A 19,748-nucleotide genomic window follows, 5' to 3' on the forward strand; every position below is an offset into this window, starting at 1 on the left:
ATAACAAATGAATAAAAAACTTGAACAGGTACAGAAAGAGGCGCTTGCTCTTTGTGCGCCTGTTTTTCATGAAATGGAAGAGATTTCTCTCTATAACACAGAAAAAGTTTTAAGTGCCTTCAGGAAACACCACCTGTCTGCCTACCATTTTGCTCCTTCCAACGGCTACGGCTACGGGGATCCGGGAAGGGAAAAGCTGGAAGAAATCTGGTGCGATATATTCCATGCGGAAAGCGCCCTGGTCAGACCTCATTTCGTGTCCGGCACCCACGCCCTGGCTACGGTCCTTCTGGCTCTTCTTGAACCGGGAGATACCATGGTTTCCGCAGTAGGTGCGCCCTATGACACTATGGAAAGCGTTATCGGTATTACGGGCAATGCACCGGGCAATCTGATTTCCAAAGGCGTCCACTATAAAGAAGTTCCTTTAAAGGGAAATACCTATGACCTCCAAGCTATTTCGGATGCGGTGGATGAAAATACAAAACTGGTGGAAATCCAGCGGTCTCGGGGATATATGCTGCGAGACTCTCTATTTCCCAGTGATATGAAAAAAATCATTGATACGGTGAAGGCTAAAAATCCGAACACCATCTGCTTTGTGGATAACTGCTACGGAGAATTTACCAATAAAGAAGAGCCTATTGAACTGGGTGCCGATATTACAGCCGGTTCCCTCATTAAAAACGCCGGCGGCGGTCTGGCTCCTACCGGTGCCTATATCTGCGGCAGAAAAGACCTGGTGGAACGCTGCTCCTATGTGTGGACTGCACCGGGCCTTGGTGGAGAAATGGGTTCCTATGCTGCTTCCTACCGTCCTTTCTTCGAAGGACTCTTCCTGGCACCCCATATGACAAGACAGGCTATGATGAGCGCTGAATTCTGTGCGGCTGTCTTCAAGCTCATTGGCTTCAAAACAAGCCCTGAACCGGGACATCTTAGAACAGACCTCATTACCACGGTGACACTGGATTCTGAAGAAAACATGTGCCGCTTCGCCGAAGCCATTCAGAACTGGTCTCCCGTAGATTCGGACGCCACTCCGGTACCGGGGCCCATGCCGGGATATGTGGATCCCATCCTCATGGCAGCTGGTACTTTCGTGCAGGGGTCTACTATTGAAATGTCTGCCGATGGTCCTGTCCGTCCGCCTTATGTCATGTACTTCCAGGGCGGTCTGACTTTTGAGTCTGCCCAGCTGGCCATCATGGGAGCCGCAGAAAAAGTACTGGAAGCGCAGGAAAAATAAGAGGAACTGATTCAGGCCGGGGCTGCGGTATCTCTGCTTCCCGGGCTGAAAGGCTTACGGACTGAATAACGGTGATTGGCAGATAGTCCATCTTTAAAAAAGCATTCATAGAGTCTGCTTTTATAAGAATGACGAGTACTTTTGAATCTTAGATTTCTTAGGCAGCTCTATGCTTTCTTTTCCTTCTCTTTCATCCGTACATATACATTCGGAAATGGAGCCATGTATTTCTGCCTCTTCGCGTTCGGCGGGCACCGGCTTTTATCCATCTTTCCGGACGATTTGCTAAAATGATAAAAAGGCTTAACAAATCATTTCTTCTGTGTTATAATAACTTTCGTCATGGGGCTATAGCTCAGTTGGTCAGAGCGCTTCGCTCACATCGAAGAGGTCTCCGGTTCGAACCCAGATAGTCCCACCATGAACCCGCTTTCAGCGGGTTTTTTTGTGCCCCTGAATGGGGAAGTTCGTGGTATAATAAGTTGGCTAACCAATGTAGAAATAAGGAGGATTATATGATTACCGGAGATATTCATCATCTGGAAGCCTATGAAAAACAGCTTCCGCCTTTTATCAGTCAGTGTCTCAGGGCTGTTCGGGATTTTGATTTCGCCTCTGTTCCTGATGGGAAGTATGAGCTTTTGGGCTGCACCATGTCCGTGGAGTCTCCCGCTACGGAACCGGAGGAAGACAGAAAGCTGGAGGGGCACAAAAAGTTTATTGATATCCAGTATGAAATCAGGGGGGAGGAAGAATGGATCGGTGTTGAAACGATTTTTGATTCGCCCCGGGTGGTAGAATCCTATGAGGACAGAGATTTGTATTTCTTTGCATCCCATAAAGAAAAAGAATCGAAAGTATATTTTACGGAAGGAAGATTTGCCGTATTTTTCCCGGAAGACCTGCACCGCCCTCTCTGCCAGGGGAAGCGGGGAAAGGAAATCCTTCGAAAGGCGGTTATGAAGGTTCCGGTGGATAAAGTCAGATAATTAATGCTTTTCCATATTCTATAAATTTATCTTCGGTAACATGTTCTTAGTGTAAAATTTTACTCGGTAAGGGAATTTTTCCAGAAACAATAAAAGAGGAAAGCCTCCCCTTGAGTGGAAATGTTATAATTTCCGTGGCAAAGAATAAAACAAAGAAAGGGCTTTCCTCATGGATATTATAACAAAAACTGGAGAAATTTGGAGTGAAAATGCAATTGGTGCAGTCATTTCTCTCATTAAGGAATCTGATGACTCTATCGAGGCTGAAAGGAAGCTAACTCATTGGCTCACTGAAATGAACTGTCAGCTTATAGCTATGGCCCTGGCGCGTATTGACACTGAGCTGTATCAGATTTACAAGGCACAGGGGTGGCGTGTGGCGCGCCGGGACTCTAGGACGATTTGCTGCCGCTATGGAGAGCTGACCTATACACGAAGACTTCTGCAGAAAGAAGGGAAGAGCTTCTATCCCCTGGACTGCAAAATGGGCTTTGAGTCCAGAAAGCACTACAGCTTGGGAATGATTGAGCGGATTGTCGAGGCTGTTGCAATTACCACATCTCGCAGTGCCAGCGAACTCCTGCAAAGCCTGGCCGGGATTACCATCTCCCATCAGTCCGTTATCTCACTCAAGAACTATGCCGGCGAGAAGGCGAAGACTTATGAAAAAGCATTGGCAGAAGAGGAAAAGGTTGAAAAGCCGACACAGCCGGAAATTATAGCGATTGAAGGAGATGGAATTGTACTCAAGAACAAGGAGAAAGGCAGCGTTTCGGAAGTGCACCGCCTCCAGATATATGAGGGAGTCAGGAAAAATGGCAACAGGACAGAACTGGTAGGACTTCGCTGCTTTGCATCTACCAGCAGAAAAGAACTTTTTGCAATGGTAAGAAGCTATCTGCTTGGGCACTATGACCTGTCTAAGACCACAGTGCTGTCGAATGGGGATGGAGGGTCCGGATACCAGTTTCAGGACTTTGAGCGAATGGTAGAAGGCTGCCTGGATCACCAGCACTTCCGCGACTGCTATCATGTGCATGAAAAGATCCGGACCCGGCTCAGCTTCTGCAACAGGAAACTGATAGACCGTATTATCCGAGAACTTCACCGGACCGACAATATTATGAAACAGATTCCCGTATGGATGGACACTGCCCGGAGCTGTGCCCGGACAGAGGAGGATTTGGAGGAGGTAGACAAGCTGCAGAGCTATCTGGAGAGAAATGCCCCCTATATCCCCAGCCTGAGTCAGCGCGGCATCCATACAGAGATTCACCTGGGGACTGCAGAAACAAACCACCGGTTCTATAGCTATCGCATGAAGCGGCAGGGACGGAGCTGGTCCAGCGAGGGAATGGAGTGTATGGTTTGGGTATTGACCGCCCGGAAGAATAAAACACTTACAGCAGCTCTCCTGTACCATGCTAATGGGAAAAGCTACAAAAAGATGGATAGAGCCATGCACAAGGCTGCGGTGCAGGCAGAGCGTAAAATCGCCCAGAATGTCCGGAGTGAGGCGCAGAAGCGTAAAATGAGAAACTATAGGCCAGGATGCCTGGAGGGGCGTATAGGCGTTTATGGAGCTTCTTCTTCACCAATGGGGAGACTGGCCAGAGCTATACAGAAATACTGATTAAACCGAAGCCACGGAGATAGTAATCATCGACAGTCAAATGAATTACCGAGGAAAACTTGACACTTACAACATGTTCTTTTTGATTGACTATTAGTCAATAATCTGATATTATAAGAGCAATTCAAAAGAGCAGGATAGTTTTAAATTGCCCAAATCTGCTCTACCATCTTTTGCAAGGGGGTTATGTATGAGATATAAAAAGTTTGCTGCCGCAGTGATGGCAGCAGGATTCCTTTTATCAGGAGGCGTCTTCCTGGGGGGCTGCGGTTCTTCCCAGCAGGCAGCAGGGCAGAAGCAGGCTATTAAGGTTACTACATTTAAGCCTTTCAAGTCAGATACGCCTATTATGAGAGAATATACAGGTTCCATTATGGCTCTGCAGGAGGTACCGGTGAGAGCCAAGGTATCCGGTACAGTGATGGAAAAGTATATTACCGGTGGACAGCAGGTGACCGAAGGCCAGCCTCTATATCGGCTGGATACAAGGAATTACAATTCCCAGCTGGCCAATGCCCAGGCCCAGGCAGCGCAGGCAGCTGCTAATTATGAGAATGCGGCCACTGACCTTGCACGCTACGATCAGCTCATTGCTGCCGGTGCTATTTCTCAGAAAGTATATGATAATCAGAAGGCAGCAGCCGATGCTTACAAAGGAGCCATGGATGCTGCCCAGGCCCAGGTGGATATTGCTTCCACAAACCTGAGTGATACCATTGTGACAGCGCCTTTCAATGGGAAGCTTTCTATGGATGATGTGAATATCGGTACTTTTGCCACGGCCGGCACTACATCTCTTGTTACTATTTCCTCTTCCGACCCCATTTATGTGCAGTTCGATATGTCGGAAAATGAATATCTGGCTTTGAACAAGAGCCATGATGGAAACGGCACTGCAGGGCTGGGGAATAATCTTAAAATCCGGCTGTCTGACGGCTCTATCTACGGCTATACCGGTAAAATTGTACAGGTGAATCCGAACATGAACGGTGGCCAGCTTTCCATGAAGGCAGCCTTCCCGAACCCGGACAATCTCCTGGTACCGGGCATGTATGCCTCTGTGGTTTCGGATAATGAAATCGCCAAAGGATCTCTTCTCATTCCCACCAAAGCACTGGTACAACTCCTGAATAAGGATATTGTAGACGTGGTAGCAGACGGCAAGATTGCCCAGAAGCCCGTAAAAGTGGGCGGCACTTATGGTATCTACACCATTATTGAAAGCGGCCTCGATGAAAATGATGTTATCGTCGTGGACGGTCAGAACAAGGTACAGGTAGGCCAGGCCGTAGATCCTGAAGAAACGTCCAAAGACAAACTGGAACAGGATGCCAGAGATTCTGTCCAGGGCCAGAGTGGCACTGCTGCAAAGCAGTAAGGAGGACCTATGGCTAATTTCTTTATCAAGCGTCCTATCTTTGCTATCGTTGTGGCGCTGGTGGTTTCCATTGCAGGGCTGCTGGCTGTATTTTCCCTGCCCGTGGACCGCTACCCCCGCATTACACCGCCTCAGGTTTCCGTATGGGCCACCTATCCCGGCGCTGATGCAGAAGTCGTAGCCCAGACAGTGGCGGAAGTCATAGAGAAGAACGTTGTAGGGGTGGAAGGGTTCGACAGTATGAACTCCAACAGTAACTCCAACGGCTCCTATTCCCTTGATGTGCAGTTTGCCATGGGCACGGACTCCGATCTGGCTACGGTCCGTGTACAGAACGGTGTTACCGCCTCCGATGCCGGTCTGCCGGATACGGTCAGAAACATTGGCGTTACAACCAGAAAATCTTCCGGTGATATGGCACTGGTTGTCAGTTTCTATTCTCCTAACGGCACCTATGACAAGAATTTCCTGAAAAACTACTTCAGTATGAACTATCTGGACGAACTGAAGTCTATTAAAGGTGTTGGTACAGTACAGGAATTCGGTTCCGATTTTGCCATGCGTATCTGGATGGATCCCACCAAGATGTCGCAGAATAATATCACCGCAGCTGAAGTGATTTCTGCCGTGTCCAATCAGAACAAACAGATTGCCGCCGGCAATATCGGTGCGCCTCCTGTTTCCATGGACCAGCCTTTCCAATATGTCATCACCGCTAAAGGCCGTCTGGTGACAGCGGAAGAATTCGGCAATATCGTACTTCGCACCAACAATGACGGCAGCCTTCTCCGTTTGAAGGATGTGGCCCGTACAGAGCTGGATGCAGAGGATTACAATTTTATTTCCAGAGCAGGCAACTATGAAACCGCTGCCGTGGCCTTCTCCCTGACCGATGATGCCAATGCGGTTCAGACCATCGGTGCCATCAAGGCAAAACTGGCAGAAGATGCCAAATCCTTCCCTGATGATATGAAATATGTCATCAATATGGATAATACCGATTTCATTTATGCTTCCATCAAGGAAGTTATTGAAACATTTGTGGAAGCCCTCATTCTGGTAGGCATCATTGTGTTTATCTTCCTGCAGAACTGGAGATCTACACTGATCCCGATGATTGCGGTGCCTGTATCCCTTCTTGGTACCTTTGCTTCCTTTGAAATTCTTGGATTCACCATTAATACGTTAACCCTCTTTGCCATGGTTCTTGCCATCGGGCTGGTTGTAGATGATGCCATCGTAGTTATTGAAGCGGTGGAATACGAAATGCGCTACAACAACCTTGATCCAAAGGCAGCCACGGTGGAAGCCATGCAGAAGGTACAGAGCCCAGTTATCGGCGTAGCCGTAGTACTGGCGGCCGTATTCGTACCGGTTGCCTTTCTTGGCGGCATTATGGGTATCCTGTACAAACAGTTTGCTCTGACCATTGCCGTTTCGGTTATCCTGTCGGCGTTTACCGCGCTGTCTCTTACGCCTGCACTTTGTGCCGGCCTCTTGAAACCGGCCAAAAAGAAGGCAGATAAGGGTAGAATCGATCGTATGTGGGATCGCTTCAACGATGGCTTTGACCACATGGTTGAAGTCTACGGCATAATTCTCCGGAAAATGGCTCATGCCATTTATGTACCTCTTGGGGTGCTCTTTGCCCTCTTCGTTGCGGCTGTCTTCATGTTTGTGAAGCTGCCTACAGCCTTCATCCCACAGGAAGATAACGGATTCTTCATTAATGCCATGTCTCTGCCGGAAGGAGCGGTGAACGTTAGAACTGCCCAGTATCTGACAGAATTCCTGAAATATATCGGGGAAGATCCGGCAGTGGAAGTGACGCAGGGCGTTGTTGGCATGGATATCCTGTCAGGCGGACAGAAACCGAATGCCGGTCTTTCCTTCGTCAAACTGAAACCTTGGGATGAACGTAAATCCAGGGATATGCAGCTGGATGCAGTGATGGCTAAAGCCTTCGCCTTCAATGCTACACATCCTGGTGTCACTCTGATGGCGCTGAACCCACCGCCGATTCCCGGCCTCGGCAATTCCGGCGGCTTTACCCTCTATATCCAGAATAAGAGCGGTGATTCCAATGAAAACATGCAGGCTGTTATTGGCAAATTCCTGGCAGCTGCTAACCAGCGCCCGGAAATTCAGATGGCCTACACCACTTTCCGTATTGATACTCCGTCTTATAATTACGATATCGACAGAGAAAAGGCAGCCAGAAACGGGGTCAATGTGGGTGATATTTTCACTGCTCTCCAGGCTTACTACGGCTCTGTACAGATTAACGATTTTACCATTTATGGGCGTAACTACAAAGTTGTTGCCCAGGCAGATACCCAGTACCGCATGAGTCCTAACGACAATAAGTTCCTTATGGTAAAGGACAACAAGGGCAACATGGTGCCGATTTCCAATTTTATTACACCTAAGAAATCCAATGCCATTGCAGTCATTACCCGTTACAACAACTTCCCTGCCGTTAAGATCGGCGGCAGCCAGGCTGCCGGATACTCTTCCGGCCAGGCTCTGAATGCACTGGAAGAAGTGGCGAAGGAGACCCTGCCAAACGGCTATGGATATGCATTCGCTGAATCTTCTGCACAGGAACGGGAAGCCAGCGGCAAGACTGTCTATGCACTGGCTTTAGGTATGCTCTTCGTATTCCTGTCCCTGGCAGCCCTTTATGAAAGCTGGAAAATTCCATTCTCCGTCATCCTTGGTATTCCTACAGGTTTCTTCGGAGCCTGCCTTGGTGCATTTGCGTTTAATGTGTACAACGATATTTACTTCCAGATCGGTCTTCTGACTATTATCGGTCTGGCGGCCAAGAATGCGATTCTGATTGTAGAATATGCAAAGGTTCGTGTAGATAGCGGTATGGAAGTGGTGAAGGCTTCTATTGAAGCATCAAAGATTCGTCTCCGCCCGATTCTCATGACCTCCCTGGCATTCATCCTGGGCAACGTGCCTCTGGCCCTGTCCACCGGCGCCGGATCCAATTCCCGTTCTGAAATGGGTATCGCCGTAGTCTTCGGCGTGCTGTCTGCTACCTTCTTCCAGATTTTCATTGTTCCTATGCTGTTCATCGTTATTGAAAGAATTCACGGGTTCAGAAAACCAAAGAAAACGGTTACAGTAGATGAATAATATCTATTGCAAAAAGCCTCCTTCGGGAGGCTTTTTTGTATAAAAATAGAGGCAAGAAATCAAGAGAAAATCAATGAATCATAGATTTCACTTTCTCTTCACGGAAAGCCCTTCTATGCCTTCCACCGCAGGAGAGGCCTGCTTCTTTATTTCTGAATCCAGCCATGGAGCTTTCTGCCTTTCCTGTGGCCCATGGCTTATGATACAATCAGAATGAGGTGATAACCATGAGTGCTTTATGGAACCAGAACATTTCTATGATTCACTGTTTCGGCGACAGTCTTACTGAAGGCTATGGTGTTCTTCCTGGTGAAGGCTGGGTAGCTCTGGCAGATCATGCACTGAAAGGAATAACCCTTTATAACCATGGACTTTCAGGTTCTATGGCTTCCGACATACTAGACAGACTTTCTGCTGCTTCCGGCAGGGTACGGAAGGGGGAGGGGTATTTCTTCATGGGTGGTACCAATGATATCCTCTTTGGCCTTCGCCTTGTGGTTTTGGAAAATATGGTAGAAAAGTCTTTGGGCAGGCTGGCAGGAAGAATTCCACTGACCCTTGGTATTCCTCCGCTCTTTACGGAAATGAGTGTAGAAACGGGATGGCAGGAAGCGGGCTCCTTTAAAAGGAATAAAAGGGATCTTCAGGAATATCAGAAATTCCTTCGCTCACTGGCTAAGGAGTGGAATCTGCCGGTCCTTGATTTTACAAAAGCCTTTCCGCCGGAACAAAAATGGTACAGCGATGGTGTCCACCCCAACAGGGAAGGCCATGAAAGGATGGCTCTCCTGGCGGAGAAGGTCTGGAGGAGATAGCGTATAGACGACTGGATGCGCCTTGTACATCCGGCTTATCTGGTTTGTCCCAATAAAAAAGCTTTGGAAAAGAAAACTTTTCCAAAGCTTTTTGTTTAAAGCAGACGATTAATCCCAGGCAGGAACGATGGTGCCTTTGTATTTTTCAGCAATGAATTTCTTAACAGCGTCAGACTGATAAGCCTGAACGAATTTCTTATAGGCAGGCTTATCCTTATCCTTTTCACGTACGGCAATAATCATAACTGCCAGCGGAGTATCTTTATCTTCCAGGAAGATACCCTGCTTTTCAGGGGAGAGACCTGCACTCATGACATAGTTCATAGTGATAACCGATGCATCCACATCGTCAAGGCTTCTGGGAAGCTGGGCTGCTTCGATTTCCTTAAACTGAATGTTTTTCGGGTTTTCTACAACATCAGCAGGGGTAGCTTTCATGCCCACGCCCTCTTTTAACTTAATAACGCCCGCTTTTTCCAGCAGCTGGAGGCCGCGGCCTTCGTTGGTGGGATCATTAGGTATGGAAATGGTTGCTCCGTCAGGAAGGTCTTTTACGTCCTTTACTTTATTGGAGTAAATGCCCATACGCATGAGGATGGCTCTGCCGATGTCGGTGAGGTGAGTGCCATGCTGTTTATTAAAGTTTTCCATGAATGGCTTGTGCTGGTATACTACGATATCCAGGTCGCCATCTGCCAGTGCCTGGTCAGGGGTAATGTAATCGGAGAATTCTTTAACATTCACTTTGAGGCCATTCTTCTCGGCTTCTTTTGCAGCTGCTTCTACCACTTCTGCATGGGGACCGGCAGTAGCACCTACGGTAATTTCTTTCTTTTCTGCAGGCGCAGAAGCTGCTGCAGAGGATGCCGGCTTCTGGCTGGAACCGCAGCCGGTGATGAATGCTGCTGCGGAGAGGGCGCACAGGCTGGCAATAGCTAACTTCTTTAACATAAATAGGACTTCCTTTCTCTTTTGAATGAGATTTCATGTTTCTATATGAAATCTGGAAATATTATATAAGGGTTTGAATCCCATTATATACAGATTTAGCGCTTATCTGCCTTTTTGGCCAGATTGCTGCCAATGAACTGGAGGAGCTGCACGATAATGACCAGGACAATGATGGTAGCAATCATTACATCTGCCTGGAAGCGCTGGTATCCGTAACGGATGGCCAGATCACCGAGGCCGCCGCCGCCGATGGTGCCGGCCATGGCGGAAGCGCCGATTAAGGATACGATCACTACGGTCAAGCTTTCAATGATGGAGGGAAGGGCTTCCGGAATGAGGACCTTCCAGATAATCTGCAGAGGAGAAGCGCCCATGGATTCCGCCGCCTCGATGAGGCCGAAGGGAATTTCACGAATGGAAGTTTCCACCATGCGGGCGGTGTAGGGGATGGCAGCGATGGTCAGCGGGACGATGGCTGCCGTGGTACCGATGGAGGTGCCTGCCACCAGCCTGGTGAAAGGGATGATGGCCACCATGAGGATAATGAATGGAATGGAACGGATGAGGTTGATAATGAAAGCCAGAGGCTTATTCAATACCGGGCAGGCAAGAATGCCATGTTTTTCTGTAACTACCAGAAGAATACCCAGGGGAATGCCGATTAAAGCGGCAATGATAGCTGAAACAGAAAGCATGTACAGCGTTTCAGCCAGACTTTTCAGAAGAAGATTAGTTATCACTGGGGACATATCCGATTACCTCACTTGTAATTGGTAAAGACTGTAAATGGCCGAGGGCTTTTTTCATGTCCTCTTCGTGACCATTGATCATAATGATAAGGCGGCCGAAGGAAACGTTCTGGATGTAGTCGATGGATCCGTAAAGAATGCTTACGTCCAGATTGTATTTCTTGATGAGATTAGCAATAATTGGTTCGTTGGCCACATCGCCTCGGAATTTCAGGCTTACAATGGTCTGGTCGCTGTCCTTCTGCTTTACTTTAGAAATATTCATGTGAGACAGCTGCTCCGGTACATCGGAGGACATGACGGAGCCTACGAACTTCTTCAGTGTTTCGGTCTGGGGATTGGTGAAGAGGTCTACTACGGAACCCTGTTCGATAATTTTACCCTTTTCAATGACTGCCACCTGTTCGGCGATTTCTTTAATAACTTCCATCTGGTGAGTAATCATGATAATGGTAATGCCCATTTTTTTATTGATATCCTTCAGAAGCTGGAGAATGGATTTTACCGTTTCCGGGTCCAGGGCACTGGTGGCTTCATCGGAAAGGAGGACGGAAGGATTGGAAACGATAGCCCTGGCAATACCTACACGCTGTTTCTGGCCGCCGGAAAGCTGGGAAGGATACTTGTTCCTGTATTCCGTAAGGCCTACCAGTTCCAGAATTTCGTTGATTCTCTTTGCTTGTTCTGCCTTGGGCACATGGGACAGCTCCAGAGGAAATGCCACATTGCCGGCTACGGTCCTGTTGGAAAGAAGATTGAAATGCTGGAAAATCATGCCGATTTTCTTTCTTTCTTCCCGAAGCTGGGCTTTGGACAGCTTCGTCATGTCCTTTCCATCAATTATGACCTCACCGGATGTGGGAGGCTCGAGCATATTCACGCAGCGAATCAATGTAGATTTGCCTGCGCCGGACTGTCCGACAATACCGAAGATTTCTCCGTCCTTAATAGAAAGGTTGATGTCGTCCAGTGCTTTGAAATTGCCATATAATTTTGTTATATGCTTCAGTTCAATCATTGGGAACTCCTTTAATAAAAAAACTTTCATCGAAAGATGAAAGTCAGCTTCACATCATCTTTCGAGTATATACCCGCTGGAATTGGCACCGTTTCTAAAAGAATGGTTGCCGTGGCTTCAAAGGGCCAGTCCCTCCGCCACTCATGATGAATCTATATGTATTTACCCTATATGCAAGGGTTGAGATTATAGTACTCTGATTCAGAAGTCTTGTCAATAGAAATAGTAAATAGGGTAAGTGTCAAGTTTTCCTCGGTAATTCATTTGACTGTCGATGATTACTATCTCCGTGGCTTCGGTTTTATCAGTATTTCTGTATAGCTCTGGCCAGTCTCCCCATTGGTGAAGAAGAAGCTCCATAAACGCCTATACGCCCCTCCAGGCATCCCGGCCTATAGTTTCTCATTTTACGCTTCTGCGCCTCACTCCGGACATTCTGGGCGATTTTACGCTCTGCCTGCACCGCAGCCTTGTGCATGGCTCTATCCATCTTTTTGTAGCTTTTCCCATTAGCATGGTACAGGAGAGCTGCTGTAAGTGTTTTATTCTTCCGGGCGGTCAATACCCAAACCATACACTCCATTCCCTCGCTGGACCAGCTCCGTCCCTGCCGCTTCATGCGATAGCTGTAGAACCGGTGATTTGTTTCTGCAGTCCCCAGATGAATCTCTGTATGGATGCCGCGCTGACTCAGGCTGGGGATATAGGGAGCATTTCTCTCCAGATAGCTCTGCAGCCTGTCTACCTCCTCCAAATCCTCCTCTGTTCGGGCGCAGCTCCGGGCAGTATCCATCCATACGGGAATCTGTTTCATAATATCGTCGGTCTGGTGAAGTTCTCGGATAATACGGTCTATCAGTTTCCTGTTGCAGAAGCTGAGCCGGGTCCGGATCTTTTCATGTACATGATAGCAGTCGCGGAAGTGCTGGTGAACCAGGCAGCCTTCTACCATTCGCTCAAAGTCCTGAAACTGGTATCCGGACCCTCCATCCCCATTCGACAGCACTGTGGTCTTAGACAGGTCATAGTGCCCAAGCAGATAGCTTCTTACCATTGCAAAAAGTTCTTTTCTGCTGGTAGATGCAAAGCAGCGAAGTCCTACCAGTTCTGTCCTGTTGCCATTTTTCCTGACTCCCTCATATACCTGGATGCGGTGCACTTCCGAAACGCCGCCTTTCTCCTTGTTCTTGAGTACAATTCCATCTCCTTCAATCGCTATAATTTCCGGCTGTGTCGGCTTTTCAACCTTTTCCTCTTCTGCCAATGCTTTTTCATAAGTCTTCGCCTTCTCGCCGGCATAGTTTTTGAGTGAGATAACAGACTGATGGGAGATGGTAATTCCCGCCAGGCTTTCCAGGAGTTCGCTGGCACTGCGAGATGTGGTAATTGCGACAGCCTCGACAATCCGCTCAATCATTCCCAAGCTGTAGTGCTTTCTGGGTTCAAAGCCCATTTTGCGGTCCAGGGGATAGAAGCTCTTCCCATCTTTCTGCAGAAGTCTTCGGGTATAGGTCAGCTCTCCATAGCGACAGCAAATCGTCCTAGAGTCCCGGCGTGCCACACGCCACCCCTGTACCTTGTAAATCTGATACAGCTCAGTGTCAATACGCGCCAGGGCCATAGCTATAAGCTGACAGTTCATTTCAGTGAGCCAATGAGTTAGCTTCCTTTCAGCCTCGATAGAGTCATCAGATTCCTTAATGAGAGAAATGACTGCACCAATTGCATTTTCACTCCAAATTTCTCCAGTTTTTGTTATAATATCCATGAGGAAAGCCCTTTCTTTGTTTTATTTGTGCACGGAAATTATAACATTTCCACTCAAGGGGAGGCTTTCCTCTTTTATTGTTTCTGGAAAATTCCCCTACCGAGTAAAATTTTACACTAAGGTAAATAGGGGATATAAGATTCGTAAAAGTCATGGCGGTCAGGCTGGGGAGCCGTCGGTGGCCAGCGCTTTACGAGATAGCTTGCACTTTGCACCTGTCAGCCTGTAATGCTATAATATACTAAAGTAAAAAAGCTGACTGAAAAGCCGGTTTCTGAAATGAAAAGAGGGATACCTATGAGTGTAAACCAGAGACTTGTCAATCCTCTGACAGATACATTGTTTGATGCCATCCTTTCCTTAAAGACCAGGGATGAATGCTATGAATTTTTTGAAGATTTATGCACCATAAATGAGCTCCGTGATATGTCCCAGCGTCTGGAGGTGGCCCGCATGCTGGAGAGCGGGGAGAAGTATGACCAGATTGAAAGGAAAACCGGCGCCAGTACTGCCACCATTTCCAGGGTGAAGCGGTGCCTTAAGTATGGCGCTGATGGTTATCTTACCGTACTTGGCCGTCTGAAGGAGAAGGGAGAAAATAAATAATGGAACCTTTACAGATGTCTCATAAAGGATTTAAGGCCTATGATATTCGTGGCATTGTGCCGGATGAAGTGAATGAAGACCTGGCCTACCGGGTGGGCCGTGCCTATGCGGCGCTGTACCATCCCAAAGCCATGTGCATCGGCTTTGACGTTCGGCCCAGTTCAAAAAAAATCAGCGAAGCGGCAGCCAGAGGCCTTATGGATGGCGGCAGCGATGTATATGATATCGGTCTCTGCGGCACGGAAATGATGTATTACGGTACTTTTCACTATGGCATGGATGGGGGCTTCATGATTACGGCCAGCCATAATCCTTCCGATTACAATGGCATTAAAATTGTGAGGGAGGAAGGAATTCCGGTGAGTGCCGATACAGGCCTGAAGGATATCGAAACGCTGGCTTTTTCCGGCAATTTTCCGGAATGCGGTAAAAAGGGAAATTTATTTCATAAGGAAATCCTTTCCGACTACATAGCTTCTCTTCTGAGTTTTGTAGATGTGAAGGCTATGAAACCTTTTCATATTGTGGTGAATGCAGGAAATGGCTGTGCCAATATTGCCTTTTCCGAATTGAAAAAGCATCTTCCTTTCCATTTTACAGAAATGTATATGGATCCTGACGGCTCCTTCCCCCATGGTGTACCTAATCCCATGCTGGAGGAATGCAGGAAACCCCTTGTGGATGCGGTACTTTCCGAAAAGGCGGATCTGGGTATTGCCTGGGACGGTGATTTTGACCGCTGCTTCTTTATCGATGAAAAGGGACACTTTGTAGAGGGCTACTACATGGTAGGCCTTCTGGCAGAATATTTTCTCAAACGTCATAAGGGAGAAACGATTGTCCACGATCCCCGGGTCTTCTGGTGTACGGAAAAAATCTGTCACGAACTTGGCGGGAAGTCGGTGGAATCTAAGGGCGGTCATGCCTTCATGAAAGAAACTATGCGCCGGGTCAAGGGAATTTACGGAGCAGAAAATTCAGCCCATCATTTTTTCCGCGATTTTTCCTACTGCGATTCCGGCATGATTCCCTGGCTTATTGTGGCAGAGATTATGAGTGAAAAAGGGAAACATTTGGGCGAACTGGTGGAGGAAATGGAAGAGGAGTTCCCTTGCAGCGGTGAAATCAACCTCACCGTGAAGAACAGTGATTTTATTCTGGAACAGGTGAAAGAAAAATATGGAAAAGGTGCCAGCCGGGTAGATCTGATTGACGGCGTAGGCATAGAGTATGATAACTGGCGTTTCAATCTGCGCCCCTCCAATACGGAACCGTTGATTCGTTTCAATATGGAAACGAAGGGGGACAGGAAACTTTTGGGAGAAAAGAAAAAGGAAGTTATGGATTTTATCCATTCATTAGAATGATTTTCATTGGTTATTGCCGGGATTTTTCCCGGCAATTCTCTTTGGAAAGGAGACAGGAAAAATGAATTCTTCTTTAAACAGCAGACCCCTTTTCCAGGCAGCACTTCTGCAGTCCCTGGTATTGGGTCATTATGAAGGATCCGTGGAAGTGAAGGAACTGAAAAGACAGGGGGATTTCGGCATCGGTACCTTTGATTCTCTGGACGGCGAGCTTGTCATGTGCCGGGGCAGGGTGTACCAGGTGAACGGCAGGGGTGAAGTGAAGGAAGCAGATGACCGCTGGAAGGTGCCTTTTGCCGATGTGTTCTTCTTTGAAACAGACAGAACCCTTCCGATGAAAGACATTTCTTCACTGGATGAACTGCGTGAAAAAGCGGACGGATTCATAAAGAACTGGGGTCCTAATTATTTTTATGGTATACGAATTCATGGGACCTTTGAAAAAGTATATGCTAGAAGCGAAAAAGCACAGAAAAAGCCTTATGCCCGGCTGGATGAAGTGATGAAAAAGGACCAGGTGGAATTCCAGTTTGAACATACGGAAGGGACTCTCATCGGACTTTACTGCCCCTCTTTCATGGGTGGCCTTAACATGCCGGGTTACCATTTCCACTATCTTTCTGATGACAGGAAAGAGGGAGGGCATGTATTCGATGTGTGCATGAAGGAAGGGAAAGCAGAATTCTGTCTTCTCTCGGATTTCAAACTGAAACTGCCCCGTTCCTCCGGCTTTGGGAAGATTGATTTTAATGAGAATCTGGAGGATGCAGTAAAAAAGGTGGAAGGAGGAAAATAGAAGGCAGCAGTCGGGCTGATTGCACTGGGAATTTTCTTCCCGGATTGAGTTCTAAAGTCGGCTGTCAAGTTTCCCGCGGAATGAGCAGGCCTATGAAGCGTAAGAACCTCAAGAAATTCGATTTTCTGAGCCGGGGCTTTCAGAAGAAACCTTGTATGCTTTCCATGCAATGATTTGGCCTTTTTCTATACCAAGTTGGTAATTTTCTACATAAAGGCAACATGCTACAATGAATAAATGGAAGCAGGCATGACGGCTTCCTTCCTTTTTTCAACAACTCAGTGGATAATTTTTTCATGAAGGAGAGCACTATGGAATATCGTATTGAACATGATTCATTAGGCGAAGTCCGCGTTCCGGCAGATCATATGTGGGGCGCCCAGACTCAGCGTTCTTTTGAAAATTTCAAAATCGGCCACGTAATGCCGAAGGAGATTATTCGTGCTTTTGCCATCCTAAAAAAATGCGCTGCCAAGGTAAATGAGGAAAGAGGGGCTCTTGCTGCAGAAAAGGGAGAAGCCATCCGCAGCGCCTGCGACGAAATTCTGGCAGGAAAGTGGGAGGGTGAATTTCCGCTGGTGGTTTACCAGACCGGATCCGGTACTCAGAGCAACATGAATATGAATGAAGTGGTGGCTCATATTGCTAATCGTAAGCTTGAAAAGGCAGGAAGCACTCTCCGTGTCCATCCCAATGATGATGTCAATATGGCTCAGTCTTCCAATGATACTTTCCCCACTGCCCTCCATGTGGCAGCGGTGTATTCCCTTCATCATTATCTTTACGGGCCTTTGAATGACCTGACGGCTACTTTTGAAGCCAAGAGCAGAGAGTACATGCACACTGTAAAAATCGGCCGTACCCATGTGCAGGATGCGGTACCCCTCACTTTTGGTCAGGAAGTATCTGGCTGGGTGGAAATGCTGAAGAAATCCAGGTCCATGATTGAAGATGGAGAAAAATATCTCCATGAGCTTGCCATCGGCGGCACAGCTGTAGGTACAGGCCTTAACAGTCCGAAGGATTTCGGGGATAAAGTGGCAAAGGCCATTTCCGAGGAAACGGGTTTTCCCTTTACTTCGGCAGCTAATAAATTCTATGCTTTAACGGGACGGGATGACATGGTCTTTACCCATGGCGCTCTGGATGCGCTGGCTGGAGACTGCATGAAGTTTGCCGATGATATCCGTCTTCTGGCCGGCGGGCCAAGGGCAGGCCTTGGCGAATTGACAATTCCTGCCAATGAACCGGGCTCTTCCATCATGCCGGGCAAAGTCAATCCTACCCAGTGCGAAGCTCTTACCATGGTGGCCTGCCGGGTGCACGGCAACCAGTCGGTCATTTCCATGGCTTCTTCCCAGGGACGGTTTGAACTGAACGTATATGCACCGGTTATGGCAGACAGCTTCATAGAATCAGTGAAACTTCTGGGAGCTGCTATTCATTCCTTCGATATCCACTGTGCTCGGGGTATTAAGGTCAATAAAGAGAGAATGGAAGAACTGGTGGAGAAATCTTTGATGCTGGTTACTGCCCTGTCGCCTCATATCGGCTATGAAAAATCGGCGGAAATTGCAAAAAAGGCTTTTAAAGACAACAGCTCCCTTCGGGAAGCGGCACTGGCTCTGGGCTATGTGAAACCGGAAGAATATGATCAGTGGGTTGTTCCTAAAGACATGACCCATGTGGATCGGTAATTGATACATGCATAAGCAGGGTTTCAAACCCTGCTTTTTGCTTTATTTCTTCAGTCTGTAAATCAATGCTTCCATCCTTAACGAATTCTTTTATTTTCAGTATAATAAGGATAGATGGTAAAAAGGATAGATGGTAAAATGGGAAAGGTAGGGGACTGTTTTAAATTTTCACAAGTTTCTTTTACCTTTCTCCTTTAATCTCCAGCAGTGGTGTGGTAAAATAATAGCGTTGACTTTGAGTTGGTTTTGAAAAGTATATACTTGTGAATATACAATTGGGAGGTTATATGGGGCACATTTCTGTAATCGGAAGCTGCAATATGGATCTCACGGTGGAAGCAGACAGAAGGCCTTTAGCTGGCGAAACGGTGATGGGAAAACGTCTGATTGTTTCTCCCGGCGGCAAAGGTGCCAACCAGGCCGTGGCGGCTGCCCGGCTGGGTGAGGAAGTCTATATGGTGGGCTGTGTAGGCCGCGATGCCTATGGAAGTCTCATGCTGGATGCATTGAAGAAAAGCGGCGTAAAAACGGACTATGTATCGGTACTGGACGGAGTGGATACAGGTACGGCTCATATCATTCTGGCGGAAGGAGACAACAGCATTATTGTTCTCAAAGGAGCCAATGACAGAGTGAGCCCCCAGGTGGTGGATGAAGCCTTTGATATTATCAGAACCTCTGACCTGGTTATGCTGCAGCATGAAATTCCCATGGATACCATTGGCTACATTATTGACCGCTGCTATGAGGAAAAGGTGCCGGTCATGCTGAATCCGGCGCCCTACATGGACATTCCGAAGGAATGGATAGATAAGGTGACCTATATTACACCTAATGAACATGAGGCGGCCCTTATGTTCCAGGGCATGGACAGGGATGAAATCCTGAAGTCTCATGCAGGAAAAGTGATTATGACCGTGGGAAGCGAAGGCGTTCTTTATGGAGAAGGAAACGAAGTGGTCCATGTACCCGGTTTCCATGTACCTGTAGTAGATACTACAGGCGCCGGTGATACGTTCAACGGTGCCTTTGCTGCTGGCAGGGCAGAAGGACTTTCCATCAGGGAGGCTATCCGTTTTGCCAATGCAGCAGCAGCTCTTTCGGTTGGAAAGATTGGTGCTCAGGGAGGAATGCCCTGGCGAAATGAAGTGGAGGAAATGCTCTCATGCAAAAAGTAGGAATCCTTAACAGCAGCATTGCAAAAGTTCTGGCCGACCTGGGCCATACGGATAAAATCTGTGTAGGAGACTGCGGCCTTCCGGTTCCGGCAGGGGTTCAGAAAATCGATCTGGCTCTTCGTCTTGGGGAGCCGCCATTCATTGAAGTCATCAAAGAAATGGCAAAATATATGCAGATTGAAAAAATTTATCTGGCACCGGAAACGAAGATTCAGAATCCCGCCCAGTGGAAAGCGCTGCAGGAAGTATTTCCCGAAAGCGAAGTGGAGTGGGTGATGCTGGAAAGCCATGAGGAACTGAAGGCTTGGGAAAAAGACTGCAAAGCAGTCATCAGGACCGGCGAAATCACTCCTTTCTCCAATGTGATTCTCCAGTCCGGAGTCATCTTCTAAGAGAGGTATCTGAAA

At 47.6% G+C, this 19,748-nt stretch carries 16 protein-coding genes, 1 tRNA gene and 1 riboswitch; of the genes, 13 read left to right on the forward strand and 4 right to left on the reverse strand.

All coding sequences use genetic code 11. The annotated features are described in order from the left end of the window. Positions 1-7 precede the first annotated feature (7 nt). The 7 genes from NW747_RS07105 (at position 8) to NW747_RS07135 (ending at position 9,211) form a co-directional block, all read left to right on the forward strand. A complete protein-coding gene (locus NW747_RS07105; protein ID WP_273094739.1) occupies positions 8-1,249 on the forward strand; it encodes a methionine gamma-lyase family protein in 1,242 nt (413 codons plus the stop codon). A gap of 344 nt (positions 1,250-1,593) precedes the next feature. Continuing rightward, positions 1,594-1,670, forward strand: a tRNA-Val gene (locus tag NW747_RS07110). Positions 1,671-1,764: 94 nt separating this feature from the next. Further along, positions 1,765-2,238 (forward strand): NanQ anomerase/TabA/YiaL family protein, encoded by a 474-nt coding sequence (locus tag NW747_RS07115; protein ID WP_273186355.1) that lies wholly within the window; start codon positions 1,765-1,767, stop codon positions 2,236-2,238. Positions 2,239-2,407: 169 nt separating this feature from the next. After that, positions 2,408-3,871 carry an ISLre2 family transposase gene (locus tag NW747_RS07120; protein WP_273186357.1) on the forward strand — a complete coding sequence of 488 codons (1,464 nt, stop codon included), beginning with the start codon at positions 2,408-2,410 and terminating at the stop codon, positions 3,869-3,871. Positions 3,872-4,061: 190 nt separating this feature from the next. Next, positions 4,062-5,249: an efflux RND transporter periplasmic adaptor subunit gene (locus NW747_RS07125; protein WP_008859352.1), complete on the forward strand. Its 1,188-nt coding sequence runs from the start codon at positions 4,062-4,064 to the stop codon at positions 5,247-5,249. Between the two features lie 9 nt (positions 5,250-5,258). After that, positions 5,259-8,396, forward strand: a complete 3,138-nt coding sequence (locus tag NW747_RS07130) for a multidrug efflux RND transporter permease subunit (protein WP_273186360.1) — start codon at positions 5,259-5,261, stop codon at positions 8,394-8,396. A 227-nt stretch (positions 8,397-8,623) separates the two neighbouring features. Beyond that, on the forward strand, positions 8,624-9,211 hold the full coding sequence (locus NW747_RS07135) for an SGNH/GDSL hydrolase family protein (RefSeq protein WP_273186362.1): 588 nt from the start codon (positions 8,624-8,626) through the stop codon (positions 9,209-9,211). Positions 9,212-9,319: 108 nt separating this feature from the next. Here NW747_RS07135 and NW747_RS07140 read toward each other — a convergent pair whose 3' ends face one another. The 4 genes from NW747_RS07140 to NW747_RS07155 all read right to left on the reverse strand — a co-directional run bounded on the left by NW747_RS07140 (position 9,320) and on the right by NW747_RS07155 (position 13,697). Continuing rightward, on the reverse strand, positions 9,320-10,162 hold the full coding sequence (locus tag NW747_RS07140) for a MetQ/NlpA family ABC transporter substrate-binding protein (protein WP_273186364.1): 843 nt from the start codon (positions 10,160-10,162) through the stop codon (positions 9,320-9,322). 95 nt (positions 10,163-10,257) lie between these two features. After that, on the reverse strand, positions 10,258-10,911 hold the full coding sequence (locus NW747_RS07145; protein WP_008859348.1) for a methionine ABC transporter permease: 654 nt from the start codon (positions 10,909-10,911) through the stop codon (positions 10,258-10,260). After that, positions 10,892-11,929 carry a methionine ABC transporter ATP-binding protein gene (locus NW747_RS07150; RefSeq protein WP_273186367.1) on the reverse strand — a complete coding sequence of 346 codons (1,038 nt, stop codon included), beginning with the start codon at positions 11,927-11,929 and terminating at the stop codon, positions 10,892-10,894. Before NW747_RS07150 ends, NW747_RS07145 begins: the two co-directional genes overlap by 20 nt. Before the next feature lie 51 nt (positions 11,930-11,980). Further along, positions 11,981-12,082: riboswitch (SAM riboswitch) on the reverse strand. 151 nt (positions 12,083-12,233) lie between these two features. After that, positions 12,234-13,697 (reverse strand): ISLre2 family transposase, encoded by a 1,464-nt coding sequence (locus NW747_RS07155; RefSeq protein WP_273186370.1) that lies wholly within the window; start codon positions 13,695-13,697, stop codon positions 12,234-12,236. 297 nt (positions 13,698-13,994) lie between these two features. Here NW747_RS07155 and NW747_RS07160 point away from each other — a divergent pair, with 297 nt between their 5' ends. The 6 genes from NW747_RS07160 to rbsD all read left to right on the forward strand — a co-directional run bounded on the left by NW747_RS07160 (position 13,995) and on the right by rbsD (position 19,733). Continuing rightward, positions 13,995-14,303, forward strand: a complete 309-nt coding sequence (locus NW747_RS07160; RefSeq protein ID WP_273094755.1) for a YerC/YecD family TrpR-related protein — start codon at positions 13,995-13,997, stop codon at positions 14,301-14,303. Beyond that, positions 14,303-15,670 (forward strand): phosphohexomutase domain-containing protein, encoded by a 1,368-nt coding sequence (locus NW747_RS07165; protein ID WP_273186373.1) that lies wholly within the window; start codon positions 14,303-14,305, stop codon positions 15,668-15,670. The genes NW747_RS07160 and NW747_RS07165 overlap by 1 nt, the downstream gene beginning before the upstream one ends. 61 nt (positions 15,671-15,731) lie before the next feature. After that, positions 15,732-16,466, forward strand: a complete 735-nt coding sequence (budA, locus tag NW747_RS07170) for an acetolactate decarboxylase (protein ID WP_273186376.1) — start codon at positions 15,732-15,734, stop codon at positions 16,464-16,466. Between the two features lie 311 nt (positions 16,467-16,777). Further along, the gene (fumC, locus tag NW747_RS07175; RefSeq protein WP_273186379.1) at positions 16,778-18,163 is read left to right on the forward strand and encodes a class II fumarate hydratase; all 1,386 of its coding nucleotides are present in this window, start codon (positions 16,778-16,780) and stop codon (positions 18,161-18,163) included. Between the two features lie 287 nt (positions 18,164-18,450). Continuing rightward, positions 18,451-19,341, forward strand: a complete 891-nt coding sequence (gene rbsK / locus NW747_RS07180) for a ribokinase (protein ID WP_273186382.1) — start codon at positions 18,451-18,453, stop codon at positions 19,339-19,341. Then, positions 19,329-19,733 carry a D-ribose pyranase gene (gene rbsD / locus NW747_RS07185; protein ID WP_008859341.1) on the forward strand — a complete coding sequence of 135 codons (405 nt, stop codon included), beginning with the start codon at positions 19,329-19,331 and terminating at the stop codon, positions 19,731-19,733. Before rbsK ends, rbsD begins: the two co-directional genes overlap by 13 nt. Positions 19,734-19,748: the final 15 nt, after the last annotated feature.

Origin of the sequence: Dialister succinatiphilus (assembly GCF_928721695.1) — a bacterium.
GTDB classification, from domain to species: Bacteria; Bacillota; Negativicutes; order Veillonellales; family Dialisteraceae; genus Dialister; species Dialister succinatiphilus.

What these genes read in the sequence shown, in the direction of transcription:
- NW747_RS07160 (WP_273094755.1), top strand. Translation starts at nt 13,995, where the DNA reads ATGAGTGTAAACCAGAGACTTGTCAATCCTCTGACAGATACATTGTTT.
- budA (WP_273186376.1), top strand. Translation starts at nt 15,732, where the DNA reads ATGAATTCTTCTTTAAACAGCAGACCCCTTTTCCAGGCAGCACTTCTG.
- rbsD (WP_008859341.1), top strand. Translation starts at nt 19,329, where the DNA reads ATGCAAAAAGTAGGAATCCTTAACAGCAGCATTGCAAAAGTTCTGGCC.
- fumC (WP_273186379.1), top strand. Translation starts at nt 16,778, where the DNA reads ATGGAATATCGTATTGAACATGATTCATTAGGCGAAGTCCGCGTTCCG.
- NW747_RS07145 (WP_008859348.1), bottom strand. Translation starts at nt 10,911, where the DNA reads ATGTCCCCAGTGATAACTAATCTTCTTCTGAAAAGTCTGGCTGAAACG.
- NW747_RS07165 (WP_273186373.1), top strand. Translation starts at nt 14,303, where the DNA reads ATGGAACCTTTACAGATGTCTCATAAAGGATTTAAGGCCTATGATATT.
- NW747_RS07150 (WP_273186367.1), bottom strand. Translation starts at nt 11,929, where the DNA reads ATGATTGAACTGAAGCATATAACAAAATTATATGGCAATTTCAAAGCA.
- NW747_RS07155 (WP_273186370.1), bottom strand. Translation starts at nt 13,697, where the DNA reads ATGGATATTATAACAAAAACTGGAGAAATTTGGAGTGAAAATGCAATT.
- NW747_RS07120 (WP_273186357.1), top strand. Translation starts at nt 2,408, where the DNA reads ATGGATATTATAACAAAAACTGGAGAAATTTGGAGTGAAAATGCAATT.
- NW747_RS07130 (WP_273186360.1), top strand. Translation starts at nt 5,259, where the DNA reads ATGGCTAATTTCTTTATCAAGCGTCCTATCTTTGCTATCGTTGTGGCG.
- NW747_RS07135 (WP_273186362.1), top strand. Translation starts at nt 8,624, where the DNA reads ATGAGTGCTTTATGGAACCAGAACATTTCTATGATTCACTGTTTCGGC.
- NW747_RS07125 (WP_008859352.1), top strand. Translation starts at nt 4,062, where the DNA reads ATGAGATATAAAAAGTTTGCTGCCGCAGTGATGGCAGCAGGATTCCTT.
- NW747_RS07140 (WP_273186364.1), bottom strand. Translation starts at nt 10,162, where the DNA reads ATGTTAAAGAAGTTAGCTATTGCCAGCCTGTGCGCCCTCTCCGCAGCA.
- rbsK (WP_273186382.1), top strand. Translation starts at nt 18,451, where the DNA reads ATGGGGCACATTTCTGTAATCGGAAGCTGCAATATGGATCTCACGGTG.
- NW747_RS07115 (WP_273186355.1), top strand. Translation starts at nt 1,765, where the DNA reads ATGATTACCGGAGATATTCATCATCTGGAAGCCTATGAAAAACAGCTT.
- NW747_RS07105 (WP_273094739.1), top strand. Translation starts at nt 8, where the DNA reads ATGAATAAAAAACTTGAACAGGTACAGAAAGAGGCGCTTGCTCTTTGT.